Origin of the sequence: Corynebacterium sp. KPL4072, from assembly GCF_037908395.1 — a bacterium.
Classification (GTDB): Bacteria; Actinomycetota; Actinomycetes; order Mycobacteriales; family Mycobacteriaceae; genus Corynebacterium; species Corynebacterium kefirresidentii.
This window is the reverse complement of the sequence record NZ_JBBMGE010000001.1, coordinates 173,049-196,920: the sequence shown is the minus strand read 5'-3', so window position 1 is coordinate 196,920 and position 23,872 is coordinate 173,049. Positions and strand designations below refer to the sequence as shown.

The 23,872-nt window shown below is 60.9% G+C and carries 23 protein-coding genes and 1 pseudogene; 8 read left to right on the top strand and 16 right to left on the bottom strand.

The genetic code is table 11. The features are described from left to right. Positions 1-3: 3 nt before the first annotated feature. Genes hisB through hisD form a run of 3 tightly spaced genes read right to left on the bottom strand, consistent with a single transcriptional unit; the run spans position 4 to position 3,044 of the window. Positions 4-606, bottom strand: a complete 603-nt coding sequence (gene hisB, locus WMP97_RS00915; RefSeq protein ID WP_023021246.1) for an imidazoleglycerol-phosphate dehydratase HisB — start codon at positions 604-606, stop codon at positions 4-6. Then, entirely contained in the window at positions 603-1,733 is a 1,131-nt protein-coding gene (locus WMP97_RS00910) for a histidinol-phosphate transaminase (protein WP_200288891.1), read from the bottom strand. The genes hisB and WMP97_RS00910 overlap by 4 nt, the downstream gene beginning before the upstream one ends. Continuing rightward, the gene (gene hisD, locus WMP97_RS00905; protein ID WP_340439634.1) at positions 1,734-3,044 is read right to left on the bottom strand and encodes a histidinol dehydrogenase; all 1,311 of its coding nucleotides are present in this window, start codon (positions 3,042-3,044) and stop codon (positions 1,734-1,736) included. Between the two features lie 126 nt (positions 3,045-3,170). Between hisD and WMP97_RS00900 the strand changes: the two genes are divergently transcribed. Then, complete coding sequence (locus WMP97_RS00900) at positions 3,171-4,067, top strand: YbjN domain-containing protein (RefSeq protein WP_239207542.1); 897 nt, start codon at positions 3,171-3,173, stop codon at positions 4,065-4,067. A gap of 9 nt (positions 4,068-4,076) precedes the next feature. Here the strand turns inward: WMP97_RS00900 and WMP97_RS00895 are convergent, their stop codons facing one another. Further along, complete coding sequence (locus tag WMP97_RS00895; protein WP_239207541.1) at positions 4,077-4,589, bottom strand: hypothetical protein; 513 nt, start codon at positions 4,587-4,589, stop codon at positions 4,077-4,079. Further along, positions 4,564-5,349 carry a hypothetical protein gene (locus WMP97_RS00890; RefSeq protein WP_200288888.1) on the bottom strand — a complete coding sequence of 262 codons (786 nt, stop codon included), beginning with the start codon at positions 5,347-5,349 and terminating at the stop codon, positions 4,564-4,566. Before WMP97_RS00890 ends, WMP97_RS00895 begins: the two co-directional genes overlap by 26 nt. Positions 5,350-5,510: 161 nt before the next feature. Here WMP97_RS00890 and WMP97_RS00885 point away from each other — a divergent pair, with 161 nt between their 5' ends. The 5 genes from WMP97_RS00885 to WMP97_RS00865 all read left to right on the top strand — a co-directional run bounded on the left by WMP97_RS00885 (position 5,511) and on the right by WMP97_RS00865 (position 11,318). Beyond that, a complete protein-coding gene (locus tag WMP97_RS00885) occupies positions 5,511-6,050 on the top strand; it encodes a TetR family transcriptional regulator (RefSeq protein WP_023021240.1) in 540 nt (179 codons plus the stop codon). Positions 6,051-6,071: 21 nt separating this feature from the next. After that, positions 6,072-8,270: a glycogen debranching protein GlgX gene (gene glgX / locus WMP97_RS00880; RefSeq protein WP_232212598.1), complete on the top strand. Its 2,199-nt coding sequence runs from the start codon at positions 6,072-6,074 to the stop codon at positions 8,268-8,270. A 13-nt stretch (positions 8,271-8,283) separates the two neighbouring features. Further along, a complete protein-coding gene (locus tag WMP97_RS00875; RefSeq protein WP_340439633.1) occupies positions 8,284-9,615 on the top strand; it encodes an exonuclease domain-containing protein in 1,332 nt (443 codons plus the stop codon). Between the two features lie 76 nt (positions 9,616-9,691). Continuing rightward, positions 9,692-10,309: a hypothetical protein gene (locus tag WMP97_RS00870; protein WP_023021237.1), complete on the top strand. Its 618-nt coding sequence runs from the start codon at positions 9,692-9,694 to the stop codon at positions 10,307-10,309. A gap of 10 nt (positions 10,310-10,319) precedes the next feature. Beyond that, the gene (locus tag WMP97_RS00865; RefSeq protein ID WP_023027873.1) at positions 10,320-11,318 is read left to right on the top strand and encodes a GTP pyrophosphokinase; all 999 of its coding nucleotides are present in this window, start codon (positions 10,320-10,322) and stop codon (positions 11,316-11,318) included. A gap of 10 nt (positions 11,319-11,328) precedes the next feature. Here the strand turns inward: WMP97_RS00865 and WMP97_RS00860 are convergent, their stop codons facing one another. Genes WMP97_RS00860 through ilvA form a run of 4 tightly spaced genes read right to left on the bottom strand, consistent with a single transcriptional unit; the run spans position 11,329 to position 13,870 of the window. Then, positions 11,329-11,718 carry an RNA-binding S4 domain-containing protein gene (locus tag WMP97_RS00860; protein ID WP_340439632.1) on the bottom strand — a complete coding sequence of 130 codons (390 nt, stop codon included), beginning with the start codon at positions 11,716-11,718 and terminating at the stop codon, positions 11,329-11,331. After that, on the bottom strand, positions 11,719-11,961 hold the full coding sequence (locus WMP97_RS00855; protein ID WP_023021234.1) for a hypothetical protein: 243 nt from the start codon (positions 11,959-11,961) through the stop codon (positions 11,719-11,721). A gap of 2 nt (positions 11,962-11,963) precedes the next feature. Beyond that, entirely contained in the window at positions 11,964-12,602 is a 639-nt protein-coding gene (locus WMP97_RS00850) for a YigZ family protein (protein ID WP_023021233.1), read from the bottom strand. Next, positions 12,602-13,870, bottom strand: a complete 1,269-nt coding sequence (gene ilvA / locus WMP97_RS00845; RefSeq protein WP_023021232.1) for a threonine ammonia-lyase IlvA — start codon at positions 13,868-13,870, stop codon at positions 12,602-12,604. The genes WMP97_RS00850 and ilvA overlap by 1 nt, the downstream gene beginning before the upstream one ends. 98 nt (positions 13,871-13,968) lie before the next feature. Here ilvA and WMP97_RS00840 point away from each other — a divergent pair, with 98 nt between their 5' ends. Continuing rightward, positions 13,969-14,766 (top strand): hypothetical protein, encoded by a 798-nt coding sequence (locus WMP97_RS00840; RefSeq protein ID WP_308767491.1) that lies wholly within the window; start codon positions 13,969-13,971, stop codon positions 14,764-14,766. 48 nt (positions 14,767-14,814) lie between these two features. Here the strand turns inward: WMP97_RS00840 and WMP97_RS00835 are convergent, their stop codons facing one another. Beyond that, the gene (locus WMP97_RS00835; RefSeq protein WP_200288885.1) at positions 14,815-16,005 is read right to left on the bottom strand and encodes a cobalamin-independent methionine synthase II family protein; all 1,191 of its coding nucleotides are present in this window, start codon (positions 16,003-16,005) and stop codon (positions 14,815-14,817) included. A gap of 72 nt (positions 16,006-16,077) precedes the next feature. Further along, a complete protein-coding gene (dnaE, locus tag WMP97_RS00830) occupies positions 16,078-19,650 on the bottom strand; it encodes a DNA polymerase III subunit alpha (RefSeq protein WP_284798344.1) in 3,573 nt (1,190 codons plus the stop codon). A gap of 45 nt (positions 19,651-19,695) precedes the next feature. On the opposite strand from dnaE, the pseudogene rarD reads away from it, so the two are divergent. Beyond that, a pseudogene (rarD, locus tag WMP97_RS00825) lies at positions 19,696-20,547 on the top strand (EamA family transporter RarD). On the opposite strand, the gene WMP97_RS00820 reads toward rarD, so the two are convergent. The 5 genes from WMP97_RS00820 to lspA are packed head-to-tail and all read right to left on the bottom strand — an operon-like array spanning position 20,534 to position 23,843. Further along, positions 20,534-20,803, bottom strand: coding sequence for a hypothetical protein (locus WMP97_RS00820; protein WP_023021226.1), 270 nt, complete (start codon positions 20,801-20,803; stop codon positions 20,534-20,536). The pseudogene rarD and the gene WMP97_RS00820 overlap by 14 nt on opposite strands. 13 nt (positions 20,804-20,816) lie before the next feature. Beyond that, complete coding sequence (locus WMP97_RS00815; protein WP_239207536.1) at positions 20,817-21,839, bottom strand: HNH endonuclease signature motif containing protein; 1,023 nt, start codon at positions 21,837-21,839, stop codon at positions 20,817-20,819. Between the two features lie 60 nt (positions 21,840-21,899). Then, positions 21,900-22,436 (bottom strand): hypothetical protein, encoded by a 537-nt coding sequence (locus tag WMP97_RS00810; RefSeq protein WP_340439631.1) that lies wholly within the window; start codon positions 22,434-22,436, stop codon positions 21,900-21,902. After that, positions 22,433-23,359, bottom strand: a complete 927-nt coding sequence (locus WMP97_RS00805) for an RluA family pseudouridine synthase (RefSeq protein WP_340439630.1) — start codon at positions 23,357-23,359, stop codon at positions 22,433-22,435. Before WMP97_RS00805 ends, WMP97_RS00810 begins: the two co-directional genes overlap by 4 nt. Then, entirely contained in the window at positions 23,352-23,843 is a 492-nt protein-coding gene (gene lspA, locus WMP97_RS00800; protein ID WP_034655419.1) for a signal peptidase II, read from the bottom strand. Before lspA ends, WMP97_RS00805 begins: the two co-directional genes overlap by 8 nt. Positions 23,844-23,872: the final 29 nt, after the last annotated feature.

Sequence of the window (23,872 nt, the reverse complement as noted above, 5' to 3'; positions counted from 1 at the left end):
TTTTTAGAGTGCTCCCTTCGTCGAAGGAATTCCAGTCCGACGGGGGTCGGGTTCCACGGCAGCGCGCAGCGCACGCGCCACGGCTTTAAACTCCGCCTCCGTAAGGTGGTGCGGATCGCGCCCATAGCGCACGTTGAGGTGCAGCGTTATCGCAGCGTGGGCAGCAAGCGTTTCAAAAAAGTGGCGGTTAATCACCGTGGCGTAGTGGCCACCAATTATGTGCCACTGCAGGTGCTCTGGCTCGCCGTTCATCACGAAATAAGCGCGGCCAGAAAAATCCACCACCGCTTCAACCAACGTTTCATCCATGGGCAGTAGCTGGGAGCCGAAACGACGAATGCCGGCCTTATCCCCCACTGCTTCCCGCAGTGCGGTACCGAGCACGATGGCGGTATCTTCCACGGTGTGGTGGGCATCGATCTCGGTATCACCCGCTGCCTGCACGGTGAGATCAAAGCTGCCGTGGGTGGCAAACGAGGTCAGCATATGATCGAAAAAGGGCAGGCCGGTGGAAATATCGCTGCGTCCCGTGCCGTCTAGGTCGATGACCACGGAAATCTGCGATTCAGAGGTAGACCGCTGGGCGCGTCCTACACGGTTGCTCATGGTTCGCTCCTTTCTCCTCCGGCCGGATTATCCGCTACTACTGTATCCGCAAGGTCCTCAGCTACTGCCAAAAAGGCCGAGTTTTCTTCCGGCAGGCCCACGGTCATGCGCAGGTGCCCGGCAATCCCGACATCCCGGATGAGTACTTCTTTATCCAAGAACTGCTGCCATACGCGCTGCTGGTCAGCAAAGCGGCCGAAGAAGAGGAAATTGGATTCACTAGGCAGGACCGTATAGCCCAGTTCCCGCAAGCGAGCTGCCACGCGCTCGCGCTCGCTGGCGATCTTTTCCACGGTGGCGAGCGTATCCGCGCTATGGCGCAACGCCACTGTCGCCGCAGCTTGGGAGAGCACAGACAGGTGATACGGAAGTCGCACTAACATGACGGCTTCTACAAAGGCCGGATCTGCCACAAAATAGCCAAGGCGGCCACCGGCGAAGTCGAAGGCCTTGGACATGGTGCGCGAGACCACCAACTTTGTGGGGTATTTATCCAGCAGCGTCACTGCGGAGGGCGAAGAGGAGAATTCGCCGTAGGCTTCATCGACGATGAGGATTCCCGGCGCGGCGTCGGCAAGCGCGGCAATATCGTCCAGACTAGTCACCCCGCCGGTGGGGTTATTCGGCGTTGTCACAAAGATGATATCCGGCTGGTGCCGCGCCACGGCCGCCAGAGCCCGGTCCATGTCTATGCGGAAATCCTCGTCCCGCGGGCACTCCACAAACTGCGTGTAGGTTCCGTCCGCAAGGATGGGGTGCATGGAATAAGACGGCGTAAAGCCGAGCACGCTGCGGCCTGGACCACCAAAGGCCTGTAGAAGCTGCTGCAAAATCTCATTCGATCCGTTCGCCGCCCATACCTGCTCATAACTAACCCCCACCCCGGTCTGTTCGGAAACGTAATGGGCCAAGGCTTTACGCAGCTCTACGGCATCGCGTTCCGGATAGCGATTGAGCGTGGAGGCAAGGCGCTGAGTCTCCGCCACCAAATCAGCAACGAGCGCTGGAGAGGGCGGATAGGGATTTTCATTGGTATTGAGTTGGTAGGCCACAGTGAGTTGCGGCGCACCATAGGCGGACTTGCCGCGCAATTCCTCGCGCAGGGGAAGATCTGTCAATTGCGTCATTTAGTTCTCCTCGAATCGGGCGCGGATTGCTTCGCCGTGGGCAGGCAGCCCCTCGGCCTTAGCAAAGGCGATGACCTGCGGGGCAATTTCTTCCAGCGCAGCTCGGTCATAATTAATGAGGTTGACCGGCCGCATAAAGGTGTGGGTAGACAGGCCAGCCGAAAAGCGCGCCGTGCCGGAGGTGGGCAGCACGTGATTGGAACCGGCAGCGTAGTCCCCGAGTGGCACAGGGGCGAAGTCCCCCACAAAGATGGCACCAGCGTGCTTAATCCGCTCAGCTACCGTGCCGGGTTCTGCGGTGTGGATCTCCAGGTGCTCGGCGGCATAGGCATTAGCCACCGCAATCGCTGCGTCCAGGGAATCGACCACCACAATGCCGGATTGCTCGCCGCCTAAGGCCGCGGCCGCCCGCTCCGCATGAGCGGTAGCGCCGTAGCGCGCCTCCACCTCCGCGTTCACCCGCTGAGCGAGGCTTTCTGATTCCGTAATAAGCACACTCGCTGCCATCGGATCATGCTCGGCCTGGGAGATAAGGTCATAAGCCACATACACGGGGTTTGCGGTGTCATCGGCGATGATGGCAATTTCGGTCGGACCTGCTTCTGCATCTGTCCCCACTACCCCGCGCACCAAGCGCTTGGCTGCGGTAACGAAAATATTTCCCGGCCCCGTAATCATGTCTACTGGTGCAAGCTCGGCATCATCATCGCCGTAGGCCATCAGCGCAATGGCCTGGCCACCGCCTATAGCCCACACCTCATCCACGCCAAGCATCTGGCACACAGCTAGCACCGTGGGGTGCGGTAGACCGCCGAACTCCTTTTGCGGGGGCGAGGCCACCACTAAGCTTTCTGCGCCGGCCGCCTGCGCCGGCACCGCGTTCATGATCACAGACGAGGGATAGACGGCCTTGCCTCCCGGCACGTACAAACCGACGCGCTCGATGGGGCGAAAGACCTCTGTCACCGTGGCGCCCCGAGCCAGTTCGGTGGTATGTGCGGTCGGCTTTTGTTCGAGGTGGACCTTGCGGACGCGCTCAATCGAGGCCTCAATTGCTCGGCGCACCTGCGGGTCTAAGCCAGCGACGGCCTTGTCCAATTCCGCTTGCGGTACCCGCAGGTGGCGCGGGCGCACGCCATCAAAAAGTTCGCTGTAGTCCAGTGCCGCCGCGGCGCCTTCTTGACGGACGCGATGAACCATTGGCGCCACTTTGTCCACTACAGCGGCGACGTCGGTGCCGCCGCGTGGCAGGACTCGCCGCAGCTGGGCAGGGCGCAGCTCTGTGCCGCGCAAATCGATGGTTCGAAGCATTTCCGGCTCCCATTATTCTTATCGGATTTCTATTATTAAACCAATATCCTAATGTCCAAATGCCAGCGAGGGGGCGGGTTTGGACGATAGACTCGGACTCAACACAGCTTTAAGGTGGTGGCAGTGATGAGCGAGAGTGATCCTTCCCTTCTGCTTGCGCATGTCCGCGCCATCGCCCGCGAACATGGCTTGTCCTGCTGGGCGCTACCCTCAGGCGAACTTTTAGTACCCCACTCAGCCGGCGGATCTACCTTCATCTTTATAGACCAGCTAGAAGAACCGGTACTCCACCTACACACCAGCCCCCGCGGCGGCGTAAATCTCAGCGAAATATCCGAACTAGCGCGTGTGGCCAACGAGTGGAACCACGATTGCCTCTCACCGGCGGTAGTGGTTGATTTTGACCAGCCTGAGTGCGTGAGCGTATCCGGTCATAGTTATCTACCTGCGGATATCTCCCCGAGCCGGGAACAGCTCGCGACGTTTGTCTTACCGGCGCTGCGCAATGCCGAGGTCCTCATGGACTTGCTTGCCCAATCCCGTCCAGGCCTCGTGCGCGAAGCCTCACCGGAGCTAGACCCGCTTGCCGACGCCCCCTTAGAGCCCTTCACCCTCGATAGCCTGGCCGAAATCCTGCCGCTTATCGGAATCCAACGCTTCCAAAGCGACGGCGCCACGGCTATCTACGCGTGGGTCAATGATGTTCTCTTTTCCTTCGCTTTAGACAACGGCCCCAGCCTTATCATCAAGGGACATTGGGACCCTAGCTTGGAGGAAGCGGAATTTACCCGCCTGTTCCTTATTTGCAATGACTGGAATCGCGCCCATCACGGCGCCGTTGCATATTGCCACCACACCGCCGAAGGCCTGCAGGTGCGGATGGATGCCACCACCATTGCCGCCGCCGGCCTAACGCGGCCCCAACTCTTTAGCGCTATCGGCCGCGGCCTTAAACACATCCTGCACGGAATCGATGACATCGCGCAGGAAGTTACCGGCGCCTCCCCCGTGGAATGGCCCTAGGCGCGCGGCTTACCAATCATCATCGGAACTCACAAAAGCCGTGGACCAGTAGGAAAACATCGCCATGAATGGCGCCACCGCCCAAGAGATGGCCGGGGAGAATTTCGGTGCAAATTCTACGAACTCTCCTGGGTTTTCGGGCGGATGCGTGGCGGTGACCCCGCCAAATACGTAAAACGAGGCCGCGCCTGCCAAGGCGCACACGCCGACCCACAAGAGCATCGACAAGCCCCGCCCTTGCCGTCGCAGATATGCACCCAAGCCCAAAAGCAGTCCGAGTAGGCCAGTTATGAGGGCAAAGGTAATGAAGGCGATGAACTGGGCGCTGCCCATCGCTTCGATGGCATAACCGCCATCGTCTACCTCATGGCCGGCAAGTGTCGGACGGAAAAGCCCCCACAGCGCACCTGCCACGCCAAAGACCAAGAGCGCACACGCGAGTAACCCCGCACCAAAACCTAGGGTGCGGGGTAAGCGGCGCTGGGAAAGAGACAATTTAGTTGCAGAAGGTCCAGTTGCCATTCTCGCGACGGAAGCGAACCGTAGAGGTCTCATTGCCCTCAGAGTTGGACACGCTCACGGTTGCAGAAGCATCGTCACCGTTGACCACAATGTCGTTAACAGACTGCAGCTTGGTCGACTGCGGGATGGACTCCAGCTGGCTAGCGAACTTCTCTACCTCACCGTTGCCTCCGCCCTGCTGGCGCATGGTGTTGGCGTACTCAGCGAAGGACTGGTTCGGCAGGCTATCGACGTACTGCTGGTACTGGCCAAACTCCTTGGCCTGGCCTTCACGCACGGCTTGGCAGGCGTGCTGCGGCATGTAGTTGAAGTATTCCTTCACGTTATCGATTTCGTGCTGACCGCGGACCAGCTGCTCGATGGCCTGCTTGTCAGCATCATTTGCGTCCTGGCCACCTTCAATCGGCTTGATGTCCTTCGCCCCAGCGAAAGGATCCTCGCCATTATTTAGCGGGTTGGCCATCTGATCTGGGCCCTCGCCAGGGGCGCCCTCGCCGTCTTGGCCCTCTGCACCAGCAGCGCCGTCCTTGTTTTCGCCGTCCTTGTCTTTATCCTTATCCTTGTTTTTGTCCTTGTCCTTATCGGCGTCTTTGTCCTGGGACTTGTCTGCAGACTTATCCTCAGAAGACTTGGAGGCAGTGGTGGCGGCAGCCTTCTTAGAATCGTCGTTGTTGTCATCCGAACCACATGCAGCCAGCGCCAAGGGGGCAACCAGCGCTACTGCGATAAGGGACTTCTTAGCAGGGGTCAAAAAGGACAAGGGAAAACTCCTGAATCAATCTTGCGAATGTGAAGCGCCTTAAGGCAGCTTCTTTTTGTCTTCGCAATACTAACAACACCACGATGGAAATGACATTGATACTCCATTAAAGGAACCTGTGAGCTACCGCCCCGCTAGTCCTAGTCCGTACAATCACCAAGGTGCATATCAATCGCGAGAGTATTATCGACGCCGCTATTTCCTTGCTTGATACCTATGGGCTGGGCGACGTCACCATGCGCCGCGTTGCATCCTCCCTCGGCGTTGCCCCCGGTGCGCTTTACTGGCACATTGCCAATAAACAGGCGCTCATTGCGGCTTTGGCTGAGTACATTATCTCCCCCGTTTCTGGGGAGTCGCTCGAGGAGCTCAGCCTCAGCCTGCGCGATGCGCTACTTGCCCACCGCGACGGCGCTGAGGTAGTCATTGCCGGTCTCTCCCTGCCTCAGGCCCCCGCCTGGGACTACCTCTTATCCGTCTTTTGCTCTGCCGCAGCGCGTGGTGCCTATGAAGCCGACAGTACCCACCGCGCCGCCGCCCTATCGGCCATTCACCTCGTACTCGGTGCCACCTTGATGGAACAGTCCCAACGCCAGCTTGCAGAAACCACCGGCGAGGCTCCTGGCTCTAATTATCGCGACGACCTCCATCGCGGCATTCGCATTATTCACGCTGGGCTTACGCACGGCACTGGAGACTAAAAAGTGGTTATGCTCGTGAGCATGAACACTCCCGCCATGGACGCAGTCCCCACGCCCACCGAGCGCTACGGCCGCCAAATCTGGCCTGGCAAACCTACCCCACTGGGATCCACCTTTGACGGATCCGGCACCAATTTTGCCCTATTTTCTGAGGTTGCAGACAAGGTCGAGCTCTGCCTCATCGACAAAGAAGGCAGTGAAGAGCGCATAGAAATGTCAGAGGTCACCGCCCATGTGTGGCATGTCTACCTCCCCAATGTCACCCCTGGCCAGCGCTATGGCTACCGCGTTTATGGCCCCTATGAACCTGAAAACGGCCTGCGCTGCGATCCTTCCAAGCTCCTCGTAGATCCATATGCCCGCGCCTTCGACGGCGAATTCGACGGCGATGCCTCCCTATATTCCTATGACATCCACGCCGAAGAACCTGGCACCGGCCGCAACGAAGAAGATTCGCTGGGCCACACCATGCTCTCCGTGGTCATCAACCCTTTCTTTGACTGGCGCAGCGACCATCGCCCGCACATTCCAGACAACGAGAAGGTCATTTACGAAACCCACGTCAAGGGCATGACTATGACCCACCCAGACGTGCCGGAAGAACTGCGCGGTACCTACGCCGGCATGGCGCACCCCGCCATCATTGACTACTTCAAGGAGCTCGGCGTCACCACCGTCGAGCTCATGCCCGTCCACCAATTCTTGCAAGACGATCGGCTGCGCAACTTGGGCCTGCGCAACTACTGGGGCTATAACACCTTCGGCTTTTTCGCCCCGCACCATGACTACGCCTATGCCAAAAAGCCAGGCGAGGTGGTCTCCGAATTCAAGACCATGGTCCGTGCCTTCCACGAGGCAGGCATCGAGGTAATCCTCGACGTGGTTTATAACCACACCGCCGAAGGCAACCACATGGGGCCCACCATTGCCTTCCGCGGCATTGACAATGGCGCTTACTATCGCCTCGTCGAAGGCGATGAAGCCCACTACATGGACTACACCGGCACCGGCAATTCCCTCAATGTCCGCAACCCGCACTCGCTGCAACTGATTATGGATTCCCTGCGCTACTGGGTCACCGAGATGCGAGTCGACGGCTTCCGCTTCGACCTGGCGGCGACTTTGGCGCGGGAGCTTGACGACGTCGATAAGCTCGCTACCTTCTTCGACCTTGTCCAACAAGACCCCATTGTCAGCCAGGTCAAGCTCATCGCCGAGCCCTGGGACATTGGCCACGATGGCTACCAGGTAGGCAACTTCCCACCTATTTGGAGCGAATGGAACGGCAAGTACCGCGATACCGTCCGCGATTTCTGGCGCGGTGAGCCCGCTACCCTGGGTGAATTCGCCTCCCGACTGACCGGCTCTTCGGATCTTTATGCCGATAATGACCGCCGCCCCACCGCTTCTATCAACTTCATCACCGCCCACGATGGCTTTACTCTGCGCGACCTCGTGTCCTATAACGACAAGCACAACGAGGCCAATGGCGAGGACAACCGCGACGGCGAGTCCTTCAACCGCTCCTGGAACTGCGGTGAAGAAGGCCCCACCGATAACGAAGAAATTCGCAAGCTGCGCCGCCGCCAGGTGCGCAACTTCCTGACCACTCTCCTACTCTCCCAAGGCACTCCGATGCTCTCGCACGGCGATGAGTTCGGCCGCACCCAAGACGGAAATAATAACGTCTACTGCCAGGACAACGAGCTGGCATGGATGGACTGGTCCATGCTGAAAGAAGAAAAGTCCGCCGCCATGCTGGGATTTACCAAGCGCGTGCTGGCCATTCGCAACCACCACCCCGTATTCCGCCGCAAACGCTTCTTGGCCGGTGGCCCGCTAGGCGCGGATGTAAAAGAACGCGATATCGCCTGGCTGGTCCCCTCTGGTCGCCTGATGACCCAAGACGACTGGGACCACGATTTCGGCCGCGCTCTTATGGTCTACCTCAATGGCAATGCCATCACGGAGACCACCTCCCGCGGCGAACGTATCACCGATGATTCCTTCATCATGATATTCAACTCCCACGACGGCGAAATCGAGTTCACCCTGCCTACCAAGGATCTCGGCGCCACCTGGCGGCTGATGGTCGATACCGCCGATTCCGGCGGCTACCCCGCGGAGGAAACCCTCATTGAGGCAGAGGGTACGATCACGGTGCAACCGCGTTCAACGCTGATCTTGCGTCAGGTTGAGCCGCCCGTTTTTGACTCCTAGAGAAAGGCCCCTCGTGTCATTTCCCGCGCACGGCGTACTCATCGATGTCACAGCGGATAAACTCGTGCTCCACCGCACGCTGCTGGCCACCAGCCTTGGCGCCCCCGCCACGCAGGATATCCCGCTCGATTCCATCGACACTGTGCGCGTGAATGAACCGACCGCCACCGGCTTTGGCGCCCTCGACCTTGGCGCCGCCGGTTCCATCGCTTTCGCCCCGCACCAAGACCCGCAGGCCGTCGCCCGCGCCATCGCCGCCGCCCAGCGCGGCGAGGCCCCCTCCGCCACCGCCACCATCCCGGGGCTCGATTTCACCGCCGTGGATGTAGAAACGGCCAATGATAACTGGGGCTCTATCTGCCAAATCGGCGCGGTTCGCTTCCGCGATGGCCAAGAGACCGACTCCCGTTCCTGGCTGTGCACCCCTCCGCCGGGCCTAGAGCACTTTGCGGATATCAACGTCTCCATCCACGGCATAACCGCGAGCGATGTGGAAGGGGCGCCAGCTTTTGCCGACGTCGCCAAGGAGCTCTTCGACTTCCTCGGCGGCGACGTACTTGTCGCGCACAACGCCCAATTCGATTCCACCGCACTGCGCTCCGGCCTGCTTGCCGCCGGCGCCGAGGCACCCACGGTGCCGCTGGCATGCTCCCTCGCGCTAGCCCGCGACGCCTCTAAAGCCAAGGTAATTTCGGTGCGCAATCACAAGCTGCCCACCGTCGCAGCCCACCTTTCCGCTCCGGATTTTAGCCACCACGACGCCACCGAAGATGCCCGCGCAGCCGGCGAAATCATCGCCCGCTTGGCAGAGCGCTTCGGACACACCGGCAGCATCCGCGATCTATTCACCGCCCGCGAGTTCACCCTTGGCCGCCTCGAGTCCACGGCCGTCCTTCCCGTCCTGCGCGCCCACACGGCCCCGACCTCCGGCGCCGACCTCGGCGCAGGCACCGACTTCCGCGACCAAACCCGTGCGGCCGGCTCGGCAAAAAAGAAGTCCGGTGGCCCCGCCCCCTGGCAGTCTGTCGCCACGCCGGATACTATCCCCGAGCCCAATCCAGACGCTGATCCGGAAGGCGCACTTTATGGCAAGCATGTCACCCTCACCGGTGATTTCGAGCCCTATGACAAGGGGGTGCTGTGGCAGGGCATCGCCGAGCGCGGCGGCCAGGTAGCCAAAAACGTCACCAAAAAGACCACGCTGCTTATCGTGGGCGAATGGGCCAAGAAAACCTCCAAGGAAAAGCGTGCGGAGGAACTGCAGGCCAAGGGCCAAAAAATCGACATCTGGCCGGCCGATAAGCTCTTTGCCGAACTCCAACTCGACGCCGAGCCGCCCTTTTAATTTTCCCGGGAACCAAACGGCGGTTTCTCCAGTCCAATAAAGGCGACTGCACCCTACCCCACTGGAGAGCCCCGTCGTGACCGTCGCCCTGCGTTCGCCGCGTCCTACCACCGCAAACCTGCTGCCTGCCCTCTTTGCCCGTTCCTGGCTGAAAGAACAGCGGCTTTCCGACGACGGCTTTTGCGATTCCCTTGCCACCATCCAGCTCTCCCCCAGCCTGTCCATGGCGCTTGTCTTTCCAGGCAAGCGTAGCTTTCGCCGACTAAGCCACCGCGGCTTGGCAGACATGGACATTTCCACGCGCCGGGCGTGGAACCACGCCTCACATAACCTGCAACGCGCCGCCCTCGATTCGCAGGGACTGCGTTTCTGGACTCGTCCGGCTGCCTGCGAGCTCCCTTCCGCCTCCCACCTCGGGGGCCTACAGGTTCGCTCCCACGGCGCACCGATTTCCTCCTGGATCGCTCACCCAGAAACATTTACTGTGCTGGACAAGCACATGCGCCGCCTCCTGCGTTCGCACTCGCTGACCTACCTTGTCCCAGACTCCGCCACCCTCTTCGTTTTTGCCCGCCTGCCGGACACCTATGCCTGCCAGCTGGCTGCCGATGCCGTCGCGCGCGTGCCCTACCATCGCACCGTGCTCCACCCGCGCCCGCTAGTATGGTCTAACGGATTCCCGCGGGAGTTATGAAAGGAGCACCATGCCGGAAAGTAGGATGTCGCGGCTAAGCAACCAGTACCACGACTGGGCGCGCAACCACCCCACCGCTGCGGGGGACTTCCGCACCGCCATCGAGGATCTCCTCAACGACGCCGGCATCATCTTCGACCGCGTTTCTACCCGCGTCAAGACTTGGCCCTCGCTTAAGGCAAAGGCCAAAAAGCGCCGCGAGAACGGCGATTTTGTCTACCCCCAGCCGTGGCAGGAGATCCACGATGTGATGGGGGTGCGGGTCACGCTGTTTCACTCCACCGCGATTCCAGAAGCGCTGAGCGTTTTTGGTGAATCGTTTAAAGTCGAGCGTTCCGTTGATAAAGCAGCCGAGACCCGCATTTCCGGCGGCTTTGGCTACGGCTCCCACCACCTCGTGCTCACCGTGACCGAAGATAGCGCTGCCGCAATGGAAGAGCTCGCGAACTACGTAGGTTGGACCTTTGAGGTGCAGATTCGCACCGTTCTGCAGCACGCATGGGCGGAGTTTGAACACGATATCCGCTACAAGCAAGGGCCCAACCCACCCTCACCTGAAGTGGACCGCCTCTTTACCTTGGCCGCGGGGCTTATCGAGCTTGCGGACCAGCAATTCGACGAGATTGCTGCACTCAAGGCCCCAGGTACGGAAACCGATCGGGACGTCGAGCTTACCGCCGAGACCCTACCGGGCGTGCTGGCCATTATCCTGGGCAACCGTTTCCCGCTCTCGCGCTCGGAGCACTACCGATTCTTGGCGGAGTTATTGGAGCAAAACGGCGTGCGCCACTTGAGCCAGCTCGAGCAGCTGCTTGACGATACTGCCATTGCCCACGTCCACGACGCCATGCGCTACCGCTTTCGTCCCGGCCAGGTGCGGCTTATCGACGACTTGCTGCTCAACAAATTTGGCAAGCAGCATATCGAGGCCACCGCCGAATCCGGCGACCGCCCGGGCCGCAAGCGTCGGCTTACTGCGCGCCTGAAGGCCTTGCGCGCTGCCCACTAGTTTCGGCTGATTATCGGAAACCGCCGCGGAATTTCTCCATATCGCGTCGTTCCTTCTTCGTCGGTCGGCCCGCCCCGCGTGGGCGCACGGGTACCGACGGCATAAACTCCTTGGGTGGAGGCGGCGGCGCATGGTTCGTGTAGCACGTACGCGCCACGGGTGCGCCCACGCGCTTGGCCACAGTCGCTAAGACCTCAAGGTCATGCTCGTGGTGATTGCGCCACACGCGCACACGGTCGCCCGGCACCACCTGCTGGGAGGGCTTGACAGCCTCGCCATTTATCTTGACATGCCCGGCGCGCACGGCCGTCGCGGCCGCCGAACGGGTCTTAAACATGCGCACGGCCCACACCCAGGCATCAATCCGGACGGGGCGGCCGCTAGGTTGCGGTGCCGGCATCTAATACTGGTTGTGGTTCTCGTTGACGATTTTCTGGATCTTCAGCCAGTTATAGCCGCCACCGACTACGGCGACGATGGCACCCACCAACATCCAGGCCCAGAAACTTGCCGCAGATAGCACGCCCAGCACTGCGCCCACGCCGAGGCCGGCAACCACGCACACAACGGCGTTGCGGGAGTGCTTGCGCACCTGCTGCTTGCGCTGCGCAATGGGGTTATTCGGTCGCTGCTGCATACTCATGTTCAGGATCTTACCTCAACCCACGCGCTGCCAGCTTCTGCCGCCGCGAGCTGGCCCTGCGAGATCGCTGCCAGCGTTGCTTCCAGCTCTTCCAGCCCACCTGGGCGCACGGCCACGGTAAAGGTTACTGCGGCCGCGTAGGCGGTATCGGTTATCTCATAGCCGCGCCCGCGCAGGTCCGCCTCCACCCGCCCGGCAGTTGCATGTGGGCACTCCACGGCATAAAGCTCCCGGCGCGCCCGGGTTACCGCACGCACCTTTTCCATGGCCTCACTCACCGCGCCACCATAGGCATGCACGAGGCCGCCGGCGCCTAACTTGATGCCACCAAAGTAGCGCACTACCACTGCGCAGACATCGAGCATGCCGGAGCCTTTGACCACATCCAGCATGGGTTTTCCGGCAGTGCCGGAGGGCTCGCCATCATCGGAGGAGCGCTCCACCGGGTTTGCGCCGTCGACGTGATAGACGTAGGCGGAGCAATGGTGACGGGCGTCGGGAAAGCGGGTGCGGGCGGCGTCGATAAACGCGCGGGCCTCTTCCTCATTGGTGACGCGACCGATCAAAGTAATAAATCGGGAACGCTTGATTTCAATGTCGTGTTCAACCTGGCCTACGGGGCGACGATAAGAATTTTGCATTAGGCTACGAGGAATTCATACTCGGGGGTGCCGGGCTTGAGGTACTGCACCGAAATCTTGGATTCACCCATGCGTTGCAGCAAGCCGTCGAGGTCCTCGGCGCGGCTAAGCTGCAAGCCTACCAACGCAGCACCAGTTTCCCGGTTATTGCGCTTGAGATACTCAAAGAGTGTGATGTCATCGGTCGGACCCAAAATCTCGTGCAAAAAGTGGCGCAGCTGCCCGGGCTCCTGCGGGAAGTTCACCAGGAAGTAGTGCTTGAGGCCCCGGTGAACTAGGGAGCGCTCCATGATTTCTGCATAGCGCAGCACGTCATTATTGCCGCCTGAAATCACGCATACCACCGTCGAGCCCGGTTTCAGGTCCAGCTGATGCAGGCCCGCCACCGACAATGCACCGGCCGGCTCGGCAATGATGCCCTCATTTTGATACAGGTTGAGCAAGTCCGTGCACACCGCGCCTTCGGACACGGTGTCAAAGCTCAGGCGCTCGCGATTGGCGTCCAAAATCTCATAGGGCAGCGCGCCCAAGCGCTTTACGGCCGCGCCATCAACGAAGGGGTCGACCGCATCCAGCGTGACTGGGCCCCCGTGGTCAAATGCCGCTCTTAGCGACGCCGCCCCTTCCGGCTCCATGCCCACCACCCGAGTATCCGGTGCCATATCCGCCAGATAGGAGGTGATGCCAGAAATCAGGCCACCGCCTCCTACGGGAACGACAACGGCATCGGGCGACTTGCCCTTGGCCGAAAGCTGCGCGAGAACCTCTGCGGCTACGGTGCCCTGCCCGGTGATGGTATCGCGGGCGTCGAAGGGCTCGATGAAGGCGGCGTCGCGCTCGGCGGCGTCGGCATGCGCGGCTGCGGCTGCCTCATCGAAGTTGGAACCAACTACCACCAGTTCTACTTGGTCGCCGCCGTGAACCAGGATGCGGTCGCGCTTTTGCATTGGCGTGGGCTCTGGCACAAAAATCTTGCCGGCGATTCCCATTGTGCGGCAGGCATAAGCCACGCCCTGCGCATGATTGCCGGCCGAGGCCGTAACAATTCCCCGGTGCCGCTGCTCTTGCGGCAGATTCGACATCCCGTTTAACGCGCCACGAATCTTATAGGAGCGCACGTCCTGCAGATCCTCCCGCTTGAGGTAGACCTCGCAGCCCGTCTCGGCCGAAAGCCGGGCGCAATACTGCAGCGGAGTCGGGGCGATTTCCGAGCTAATCCGTGCCTGCGCCTGCTGGATATCGGATGCATGGATGGTCGAATCAGTCATGTCTTGACAGTCTACCCATTCACTGGAAATTCACTGGCCTTTAGTTGCACCGTTACCTACGTAGGCAATAGTGGACATAACCACAAGAAAGGAAATCTATGCTCAAACGCATCTCTCTCTGCGTTACCTCCTCGCTCGTCCTCGCCTGCTCCCCTGCCGCGCATGCCCACGTCGTGGATAACGTGCTGGAGCATTCCGCGCCCACCGCTGCGCTGCAGCTTAACCCCATCGGTTCTCATGAATCGGGTGTGCCGGGCAAATCGGCCGCCGAAATCGTCGCTTATCACGCCGCGTCCCAGCGCATCCTCACCGTCAATGCGCGCTCCGGCGAGGTCGATATCTTAGATGGTTCCGATCCCTCCCACCCGCACAAGATCGGCGCCATCTCCGCCGGTGGTAACAGGGAGATTAACTCTGTGTCCGCGCGCCCCGTTGGCCTGGCCGCCACCGCCGTGGCAGCAGGCCTCGTCGCACCAGCTACCGCTTCTGCCACAGAAGAGCAGCCAAAGCAACTTTCGGCTGAGTGCCAGGCCGAGGTCGACAAGGACAAGGAAGAGCACCTCAAAAAGATCAAGAGCGGCGAGCTCGGATCTTCCGCTCGCACCCCGCAGGAGCTTATGCAGGGCCTTGCCAATGGCTACGGTTCTTCCGGAATGCCCAAGGAGCCGGACTGCGTCGCCAAGGAGGCGGAGCAGCACCAGATCGAGGCACTTGAGCGTCTGCCTATTTGGGGCTCTTCCACCCCCGAAAAGTTCCTCGAGGTCACGAGCTGGGTGACCGTGGCAGCCAGCCTCGTGGCTGCGCTGCTACAGGCCTTCAACATGGTTGCCACGGTAAACCCGGCTGTGCTGGAGCCGATGAAGAACGCCCTCAAGCAGCTGGGCGTGCGCTTCTAAACGCCACAGATTAAGCCGCTCCGGAGTTTCGGAGCGGCTTTCGGCGTTTTAGAACAGTTCGCGGGTAGCGATGTCAGCGCCTTCTACCAAAGATTGCAGCTTCGCCCACGCAATCTGGGGGTGCAGGCGACCGCCCAAACCGCAATCGGTCGACGCGATAACATTTTCAGGGCCTACTACCTCGGCGAATTGGATGATGCGATCTGCCACGAGGCGCGGATGCTCTACCGCGTTGGTGGAGTGCGAAACCACGCCTGGGTAAATCACGGTGCCTTCCGGCAGCGCGTGGTCCTGCCACACGCGCCATTCGTGCGCGTGACGCGGTGACGCGGCTTCGAAAGAGAATCCGCCGACCTCGGCCCGCAAAATTTCCTCGATGATATCTGCAAATGGGACGTCGGTTACGTGCGGGCCGTGCCAGGAGCCCCAGCAGATGTGCAGGCGCGTTTGTTCCTTGGGCAGGCCGGCGATGGAATCATTAAGGACATCGATGCGCTCACGAATGAAGCCACGGAAGTCCTCTACGGTTGGCTCCGGGTTGATTTGGTCCCAGGCCTCGGCCAGGTCGGGTGCATCGAATTGCACAGTGAGCCCGGCATCGGTGATGGCTTGGTATTCAGTGCGCATGGCACGGCCGACGTCGGCAAGCAGCTGGTGCTCATCGTCGTAGTAACGATTGTTAAGGCGCGCAGCCGAACCGGGGGAAAGGGCGGCGATGAAGCCTGGGGTGCCGGAAGGTAGGGCGTCGGCAAGCAGGCGGACATCGGCGGCGACCTCATCTTGTCCGATGTAGGTTACCGGGCCGGTAAATTCTGGGTTTGCCACCTTGGCTCGGCCGGTGAAGATGCCAGAATCCGGGTCGTTGTAGGCCTCGGAGAACAGCGCGCGGTCGCGGCGGTCAATAAACGACGTCAGCCGCGGCTCCCCCGGTTTCGAGCGCACTACCTCAGCCGATTCCCAGCGGTCGGTATCCGTCATCGTCAGCCCGCCCAGGCGGCTAAATGAGTAATTCCACCATGCGCCATAGTCCACAGCGCCCGAGGTGATATGGCCGTATTCGCCCTCGTTAATGATATCGAGGCCCAGATCAAGCTGCCGCTTGACGACGTCCGCCACCGCAGCCTCCAAAATCCCCTGGAACTCCGCGGCCGGCAGCTCCCCGCGCTTCAGGTTGGCCTCCAGGAGCTCCGGGGTGCGCGGCAGCGAGCCGACATGGGTAGTGCGAATCTTACAAACCATCAGGTTTCCTCCATCAAAATAGACTGTGCTGTCTATATTAGTGGAGGGGGTCGCCGGCCACCGAAATTAGATTCAGCCTAAGATGCCCGCGCCCATAGTGGCTTTGAGATCGCCCATGAGGTTGCCGGAGCGTTCCACGCGCAGGTGGTCGCCGAGGATCATGGTGGTGGACTCGGAGCCGTCGACAAGCTCGAGATACACGTCCGACTCGCCCTGGTTTTTGAGCAGAACCTGCTTGAGCCGGGCAATATTTTCCATGGTGCACTGGTCCGTGCGCATAGTCAGGCGCAGCGGCAGGCCCGCACCCCCGCCCGGGCCGAGGTCTGGGACGCGAATATCGGAGCAGAACAGGGAACGCCGCTCATCACGAATCTTGACGTTCACGCGTGCCAAGATGATGTTGTCCTCCACAATCTGCGGGGCGACGAGAGAGTAGACCTTGTTGAATACCAAGATTTCCACCTGCGCGCCGTTGTGGTCTTCCACCGTGACAATGGCCCATGGGGAGCCATCGCGCTTGGAGAAGCGGCGGTCCACGCCCGAGATGATGCCACCGATGATGAGCTCTTGGCCGTTGCGCACCTCATCGTTGAGGATCTTAGTCAGCGGGGTATCCGTTTGCGCGGCCAGCGCCTCTTCGAAGCCATCGAGCGGGTGGCCGGACACGTACAAGCCAAGCATCTCGCGTTCGAGGGCAAGCTCGTGTTTTCGGTCCCACTCATCTTCTGGGATATCCATGGCAAAGGCATTGGCGACCTCGTTATCTTCTCCTCCGCCGATTCCGGCGAAGAGATCGAACTGGCCCTTATCAGCGGCCTTCTTGGTGGTTTGCACTGCATCCACCGCGTCCTCATGAATGAGCATGAGACCCTTGCGCGGGTGGTTCAAGTCATCGAAGGCACCGGCCTTGATGAGCGCTTCTGTTACGCGCTTAGTACAGGCGGTCAGCTCGATCTTGTCCAGGTAGTCACCAAACGAGGTAAACGCGCCCTTGTCGTGGCGCGACTTAATGATGGATTCCACCACTTCCGAGCCGACGTTGCGGATAGCGCCCATGCCGAAGCGGATATCCTCTCCCACCGCCTGGAAGTCTTCTTCGGACTCATTGACGGAAGGCGGGAGCACCTTAATGCCCAGGTGGCGGCAGTCCGAAAGGTAGATGGCAGACTTGTCTTTCTTATCGCCCACCGAGGTCAACAGCGCGGCCATGTATTCCGGTGCGTAGTAGGCCTTGAGGTAGGCCGTCCAGAAAGACACCAGGCCATAGCCCGCGGCGTGGGACTTATTAAACGCGTAGGACGCGAAGGGCTCGATGGTGCCCCAAAGCGCATCCATGGCGGACTTTGAATAGCCGTTTTCTTGCATGCCGCCCCAGAACTTGTCGTACTGCTGGGCCAACACTTCGGGCTTTTTCTTACCCATCGCCTTACGGAAGCCATCTGCCTCGCCGGCCGTGTAGTTGGCGACCTTCTGCGAGATACGCATGATCTGCTCCTGGTAGACGATGAGGCCGTAGGTCTCATCCAGGATTTCCTTCAGCGGCTCTTCTAGCTCCGGGTGAATCGGGGTGATTTCCTTCCGGCCGTTCTTGCGGTCCGCATAGTCCCAGTGGGCGTTCACACCCATCGGTCCCGGGCGGTAGAGCGCAAGGGATGCCACAATATCTTTAAAGCCGGTAGGCTTCATGCGCTTGAGCAGCTCTTGCATACCACCGGAGTCGAGCTGGAAGACGCCCAGCGTATCGCCGCGCGAGAGCAGGTCATAGACCTTGGAGACTTTGGGGTCGTCGGCATGCAGCTGCTCCAAGTGAACTTCTTCGCCGCGGTTGCGCTTGATGTTTTCAATCGCATCGCCGATAACGGTGAGGTTGCGCAGGCCCAAAAAGTCCATCTTCAGCAGGCCGATGGCCTCACACGCCGGGTAGTCCCAACCAGTAATGTAGGCGCCGTCGGCTGGGCGCTTCCACATGGGGATGTGGTCCATGAGGCGGACCGAGGCCATAATCACCGCACAGGCGTGCACGCCCGCCTGCCTGACGACGCCTTCCAAGCCCCTAGCCGTGTCATAAATCTTTTTCACATCCGGGTCGGATTCCACCATCTGGCGAACCTCGGTGGCCTCAGAATAACGCTCGTGATCCGGGTCCGTGATGCCCTTAAGCGGAATATCTTTGGCCATGATCGCAGGTGGCAACGCCGCGTTGATGCGGTCGGCCATCTGGAAGCCAGGCTGGCCAAAGTGCACCTTGGCGGAGTCTTTAATGGCCTGCTTCGTCTTCACCGTGCCGAAGGTAATCACCTGCGCCACCTTGTCCTCGCCCCAGCGCTCGGCCGCGTAGGTGATCATTTCGCCGCGGCGGCGGTCATCGAAGTCGATATCGATATCGGGGGCGGACGGGCGCTCGGGATTCAAGAATCGCTCGAAAAGGAGATCATGTTCCAGGGGGTCGATATTGGTAATGGTCAGTGCGTAAGCGACAAGCGCGCCGGCCGCCGAACCACGGCCTGGCCCTACACGAATGCCCACCGAGCGCGCGTGCTTGATGAGCTCGGCCACGATAAGGAAGTAGGACGGGTATCCCTTCATCTCAATAACGGAAATCTCATACTTCGCGCGCTCGATGTACTCCTCCGGAACATCCTGACCGGGGAAGCGAGCTTGCAGGCCCTCCATAACCTCGTGGGTGAGCCAGGAAGTTGGGGTGTGGCCCTCGGGGACGTCGGCAATAGGCATGCGATCGTGGGTGTGTTCTTCCCAAATCTCGCCATAGTCTTGTACACGCTCGGCAATCCACAGCGTGTTATCGCAGCCATCTGGAATCATATCGTCCCAGGTCTCGCGCATCTGCGCGGCCGATTTAATGTAGTAGCCGGTGCCGCCGAATTTGAAGCGATCAGGGTCCATAAAGGTCTTGCCGGTCTGCACGCACAACATCGCCTCATGCGCCGGCGCCTGGGATTCCAAAACGTAGTGGCAGTCATTAGTCACCAGCGGCGGCAGGTCCAGCTTGCGGCCGATCTCTAATAGGCCATCGCGCGTGCGCTTTTCGATGTCCAGCCCATGGTCCATCAACTCCAAAAAGAAGTTATCTTTGCCGTAGATGTCTTGCCACATGGCCGCAGCCTCAAGCGCCTCATTGAACTGGCCGAGGCGCAGGCGGGTCTGGACGTCGCCCGAAGGACAGCCGGTGGTGGCAATGATGCCGTCAGCATGCTCCGCGATGAGCTCAGCATCCATGCGCGGCCACTTGCCCAGCTGGCCCTCATAGGAGGCCAACGAGGACAGGGTAAAAAGGTTGCGCAGGCCGGTCGCGTTTTCCGCAATCATTGTCTGGTGGAGGTAGGCGCCGGAAGCGGAAACATCGTCGCGCTTTTGGTCCGGTGTGCCCCACAGCACGCGCTTTTTATTGAAGCGAGACTCCGGTGCCATATACGCCTCGATGCCGATAATGGGCTTGATACCGGCGCCGGTCATGCGGCGGTAGAAGGCATCGGAGCCGTACATATTGCCGTGGTCGGTCATGCCTACGGCCGGCATTTTCTGGCGGACCACCTCGTCTGCCAGCATATCGACCTTGGCCATGCCGTCCAGCATGGAAAACTCGGTGTGGTTGTGCAGGTGGACGAAGGAGGAGTTTTTGGCCATGCGGCTCATCATAGCGGGGCGGTCAAAATGGGCTATTATTTTGTGATGCTCTACACGCTGGCCGCCTACATCATGTGGGGATTTTCCCCGCGTTCTTCCCTCTCTTGTTGCCGGCATCGCCTTTAGAAATCTTGGCCCACCGCGTGCTGTGGACCGCGGTGTTGGTCACGGGATTTTTGTGCCTCGCCGGCCGATGGCGCGAGTTAGTGCGCATGGACAAGCGCACGTGGGGCTGGCTCGCGGCCGCGGGAGTATTCATCACGGCTAATTGGGGCACCTACGTGGTGGCGATTAATAGCAACCACGTAGCCGATGCGGCGCTGGGGTACTTCATCAATCCCCTCGTATCAGTTGCCCTCGGCATGGTGTTTTTGAAAGAGCGGCTGCGGCCGTGGCAGGCCGGCGCGGTGGGGGTTGCGGCCATCGCGGTGCTGTATTTGACATTCTTTACCGGCCAGGCGCCCTATATTTCGCTGTTATTGGCCTTCAGCTTCGGGATTTATGGGCTGCTCAAAAAGCAGGTGCGGGTATCCTCGGCCGTCTCGGTGGCAGCGGAGGCGCTCGTGATGTCACCACTAGCGGTGGGCTACATCCTGTGGCTAGAAAGTAGCGGCCAGGGCACCTTCGCTAGCGAAGGAACCGGCCACGCGCTGCTTTTTGGTGAGCGCCGGCTTAATCACCGCACTGCCGCTTCTTTGCTTTGCAGAGGGCGCGCGGACGCTACGCTTATCGACGATCGGCATGCTCCAATACCTCACCCCCATCATGCAAATGCTATGGGCGCTTTTCGTCACCCACGAGCACTTTTCGACCCACCGGTGGATCGGTTTCGGCATCATCGGCTTAGCCGTAGCAATCTACGTGGTCGACCTAGTGCGCATGGCTAGGAGCGCTTGAGTTCCTCGCGGGCAGCGCGAGCACGGCGTCGTGCGGCCTGCTCTTCCTCCGCTTTTAGTGCCCAGCGGGGCATCACTGCGATAAGGAAGATGCCATAGGCACACACGATCCCCGAAAACACCAGCGTCATCGGGGTGCCGCCGGAAACGAGGCCAATAAGCAGTGCGATGCCGGAGACCACCGCCGCAACCCAGGCGGCGATATAAGCAAACTTGTAGTTGGGCATCCACTGCGAAAAAGGCTGCTGCGAGAACATAGGTCTAGCCTACCTAGGTAGGGCTAGTGTCAACCAGATCCGGCGGGGGCTCTTCCCAGGGGTTGACCCAGCGCACGCCGCGGGCCGTGCGCTCGAAGCGGCCGTTGCGCGGCGGGCCGGTGCGATGATCGTCATTGCGGCCATTGTGATAAGCGCAGGCGGTGGTGAGGTTCTTCGCGTTCGTCCACCCGCCGCCGGCCCAGCTGAATATGTGGTGGACTTGGCACTCATCGGCAGGCTTGTGGCAGCCCTTAACCGGGCAGGTGGGGTTTTCCGCCGCGGCCATCATAAACTGCTTCCAGGTCGCCCCGCGGCGCATGCGGTACAGATTCACCGGACCTTCCACGGGATGCAGCAGGGTGACAAACCCCTCCTCTGCCAGCGCGCGCTGGGCCAATTCGGCACCGGTTATCTGCGCGCCGTTGGTCATGGTCAGCACCACATCATCACTACCATGGGCCACGCCGACCAATTTATCTAGTGGCACCACAACATTAGTGCGCACGGTAGAGGTAGAGGCGCCGGTGCGGAAGAAAGAGGCGACGTCGGCAAGCGAGCTGGCATGCTGGTGAAGTTCCGCAATGAGCGCGGAAGGACCGGTGATAGAAAGCGTCCACGGCTTTCCGGCGGCGCGGCGCCGCAGCCGCACGCCAGGCTTGGGTTCACGTGGCGCGCGCATCCTGCGCAGCTTGGTGCGGGCACGCCTTTCCATCTCCCGCGTATCGCAGGCAAGGTGGGTGAGCTCGGCGCGCAGGGCCCAGGCGCGAGCTTGGGTGGGCGCGCGACGCGCATGCTTTTCGATGACCTCCAGCGTCGGCAGTGAATGCCTGTTACGCCGCGCCCCATCCACCGCGCGCCGTTGGCGGCGGCGAAAGCTGGTGGGGCCGAAGTAGACCTGCGCGAGCTGCGCAATAGAGTCCGCTGCGGCATCGGGCATGCCGGCGGCGGCAAGGTCGGCAGCAGAAACGGAGGCGGCCTCGGCGAGGATATCCATTGCCGAGTTCAGTGCCGCGATATAGGCCCGAATATGTTCCATGCCCCTGATGCTAAAAGCGCTGCGGGGGCACTGCGCGCTGCGGGAGCACAGAAGGCGAAATTAGCTGGGAGGGCGGATGGCGAAGCTGCCCCAGGCGGCGTCGGCAGGCGCGGGTTCGACGGCGGCAACGGAGGGGGTGGAGGCGACGTCGGCAAGCTGGGCGCCCGATCCCCACACCACAACTGCGCTTACCGTGCTGGGCCGCTGCCCATAGGAAGCATCGATGCGGTCGAAGGCGCGCTGGATGACGGCGGCCCGGTCCTCACCAGCGCTCGGTTCGGGGACGTCGATGGGGGCGGTGGAGCCAATGAGGATGGCATCCATGCGCGGGGCCGCTGCAACGGCGGCCGCGGCGGCTACGGGCGGTAGATCCTCGTCGAAGGTAACCAGGGCGTAGGCAGGCTCATTGGGAATGTCGCTGCCCGCCACGCGCGCAATATACTCCGCGCGCGATTCCCCATCCGGGCCGAGCTGGTCTCCTTGCACCTGCGAAGAAGCCTGTGTCCCCAAGGCACCGAAGAGCGCAAGGGCGGCAAGGAAAAGCACCGCTAGCACCGCCAGGGCCGCTAGCCGACGCCGCCGGTAGACCTTCCTCATCCCCGCAGAACCTCCAAGGCATGGTCGAGGTCGGCTGGATACGGTGTCTGAATCTCGAACCATTTTCCGGTGCCGGGATGAGTAAAGCCGAGTTTTACCGCGTGCAGCCACTGGCGCTGGAGCCCAAGGCGCTTAGCCAGGTTCGGATCCGAGCCGTACATCGGATCGCCCACGCACGGGTGGCCGGTGGCGGACATGTGCACGCGGATCTGGTGGGTACGGCCGGTCTCTAGGTGCACCTCGATGAGGCTGGCCTCACGAAAGGCCTCGATGAGGCTGTAATGGGTGACGGCCGCTTTGCCGTCGTCAAGCACGGCGAATTTCCAGCCCGACTTGGGGTGGCGGCCGATGGGCGCATCGACGGTGCCCTCAATGGGATCTGGCAGGCCTTGGACCACAGCGTGGTAAGTCTTTTTCACGCTCCGATTCTTAAAGGCATGCTTGAGCGCAGAGTAGGCGCGCTCCGAGGAAGCCACGACCATCACGCCAGATGTACCCACATCGAGGCGGTGCACGATTCCCTGGCGCTCGGTCGGCCCGGACGAAGCCACGGTATAGCCGGCCGCGCGCAGCCCGCCGATCACCGTCGGCCCGTCCCAACCCACGCTGGGGTGCGCGGCCACGCCCACCGGCTTATGCACGCAGATGATATCGGCATCGCTGTAGAGCACGTCCATGCCCTCGACCAGCTCTTCGCGCGGCAGCAGCGGCTTTTCTGGCTCCGGCAAAAGCACGGAGACCACGTTGCCGGAAATCAAACGCTCGGACTTGCCCAGCTCCTGGGAATCGATGGTCACGCTGCCCTCGGCGCACAACTGCGCGGTGGCGCTGCGGGAAAGGCCAAGGAGCTTGGCCAGGGCGGCGTCGGCACGCATGCCTTCTAGCCCTTCGGGGATGGGGAAGCTGCGCATCTGCCTATTCATGCTCGGCCTTCCTTTCCTCCAGCACCATGGTGATAATGAAAAGCACCACTCCGCAGGTGATAGCCGCATCTGCGATATTGAACACGGCGAAAGAGCCAACCGAAATATAGTCCACCACGTGCCCGAACCAGAAGCCGGGGGCGCGGAAGATGCGGTCGGCAAAATTACCCAGCGCACCGCCAGCAATGAGCGCTAGGCCTACTGCCTGACCGGAGTGGGTAATGCGCGGGGCGGCTACGGCCACGCCGAGCACAAAGACCAATTGGATGGTAGTAAACAGCCACGTAGATCCCTCCCCGCCCATGGAAAAGGCGGCACCAGGATTAAAAAGCAGCGTAAAACGGAACCAGTCCCCAATCACCGGCAGGGGTTCGCCCTCGTTAAGGATGGAGAGCATTACCTGCTTCACGGCTTGATCCACCAGCGCCACGGCAATGACTACTGCGGCGATAAGTCCTGTCTTGCTCCTTCGTTTTTGACTCACCCGGTCTATTCTAAACGGGAGCGTCCGGT

Coding starts and splice junctions, on each gene's coding strand:
- WMP97_RS00895 (WP_239207541.1), bottom strand. CDS start 4,589: ATGGCAACTGGACCTTCTGCAACTAAATTGTCTCTTTCCCAGCGCCGC.
- WMP97_RS00900 (WP_239207542.1), top strand. CDS start 3,171: ATGAGCGAGAGTGATCCTTCCCTTCTGCTTGCGCATGTCCGCGCCATC.
- dnaE (WP_284798344.1), bottom strand. CDS start 19,650: ATGGCCAAAAACTCCTCCTTCGTCCACCTGCACAACCACACCGAGTTT.
- WMP97_RS00850 (WP_023021233.1), bottom strand. CDS start 12,602: ATGCAAAATTCTTATCGTCGCCCCGTAGGCCAGGTTGAACACGACATT.
- WMP97_RS00820 (WP_023021226.1), bottom strand. CDS start 20,803: ATGTTCTCGCAGCAGCCTTTTTCGCAGTGGATGCCCAACTACAAGTTT.
- WMP97_RS00810 (WP_340439631.1), bottom strand. CDS start 22,436: ATGAGGAAGGTCTACCGGCGGCGTCGGCTAGCGGCCCTGGCGGTGCTA.
- WMP97_RS00840 (WP_308767491.1), top strand. CDS start 13,969: ATGCTCAAACGCATCTCTCTCTGCGTTACCTCCTCGCTCGTCCTCGCC.
- WMP97_RS00805 (WP_340439630.1), bottom strand. CDS start 23,359: ATGAATAGGCAGATGCGCAGCTTCCCCATCCCCGAAGGGCTAGAAGGC.
- hisD (WP_340439634.1), bottom strand. CDS start 3,044: ATGCTTCGAACCATCGATTTGCGCGGCACAGAGCTGCGCCCTGCCCAG.
- hisB (WP_023021246.1), bottom strand. CDS start 606: ATGAGCAACCGTGTAGGACGCGCCCAGCGGTCTACCTCTGAATCGCAG.
- WMP97_RS00855 (WP_023021234.1), bottom strand. CDS start 11,961: ATGAGTATGCAGCAGCGACCGAATAACCCCATTGCGCAGCGCAAGCAG.
- WMP97_RS00865 (WP_023027873.1), top strand. CDS start 10,320: ATGCCGGAAAGTAGGATGTCGCGGCTAAGCAACCAGTACCACGACTGG.
- WMP97_RS00835 (WP_200288885.1), bottom strand. CDS start 16,005: ATGGTTTGTAAGATTCGCACTACCCATGTCGGCTCGCTGCCGCGCACC.
- ilvA (WP_023021232.1), bottom strand. CDS start 13,870: ATGACTGATTCGACCATCCATGCATCCGATATCCAGCAGGCGCAGGCA.
- WMP97_RS00860 (WP_340439632.1), bottom strand. CDS start 11,718: ATGCCGGCACCGCAACCTAGCGGCCGCCCCGTCCGGATTGATGCCTGG.
- WMP97_RS00815 (WP_239207536.1), bottom strand. CDS start 21,839: ATGGAACATATTCGGGCCTATATCGCGGCACTGAACTCGGCAATGGAT.
- WMP97_RS00910 (WP_200288891.1), bottom strand. CDS start 1,733: ATGACGCAATTGACAGATCTTCCCCTGCGCGAGGAATTGCGCGGCAAG.
- glgX (WP_232212598.1), top strand. CDS start 6,072: ATGAACACTCCCGCCATGGACGCAGTCCCCACGCCCACCGAGCGCTAC.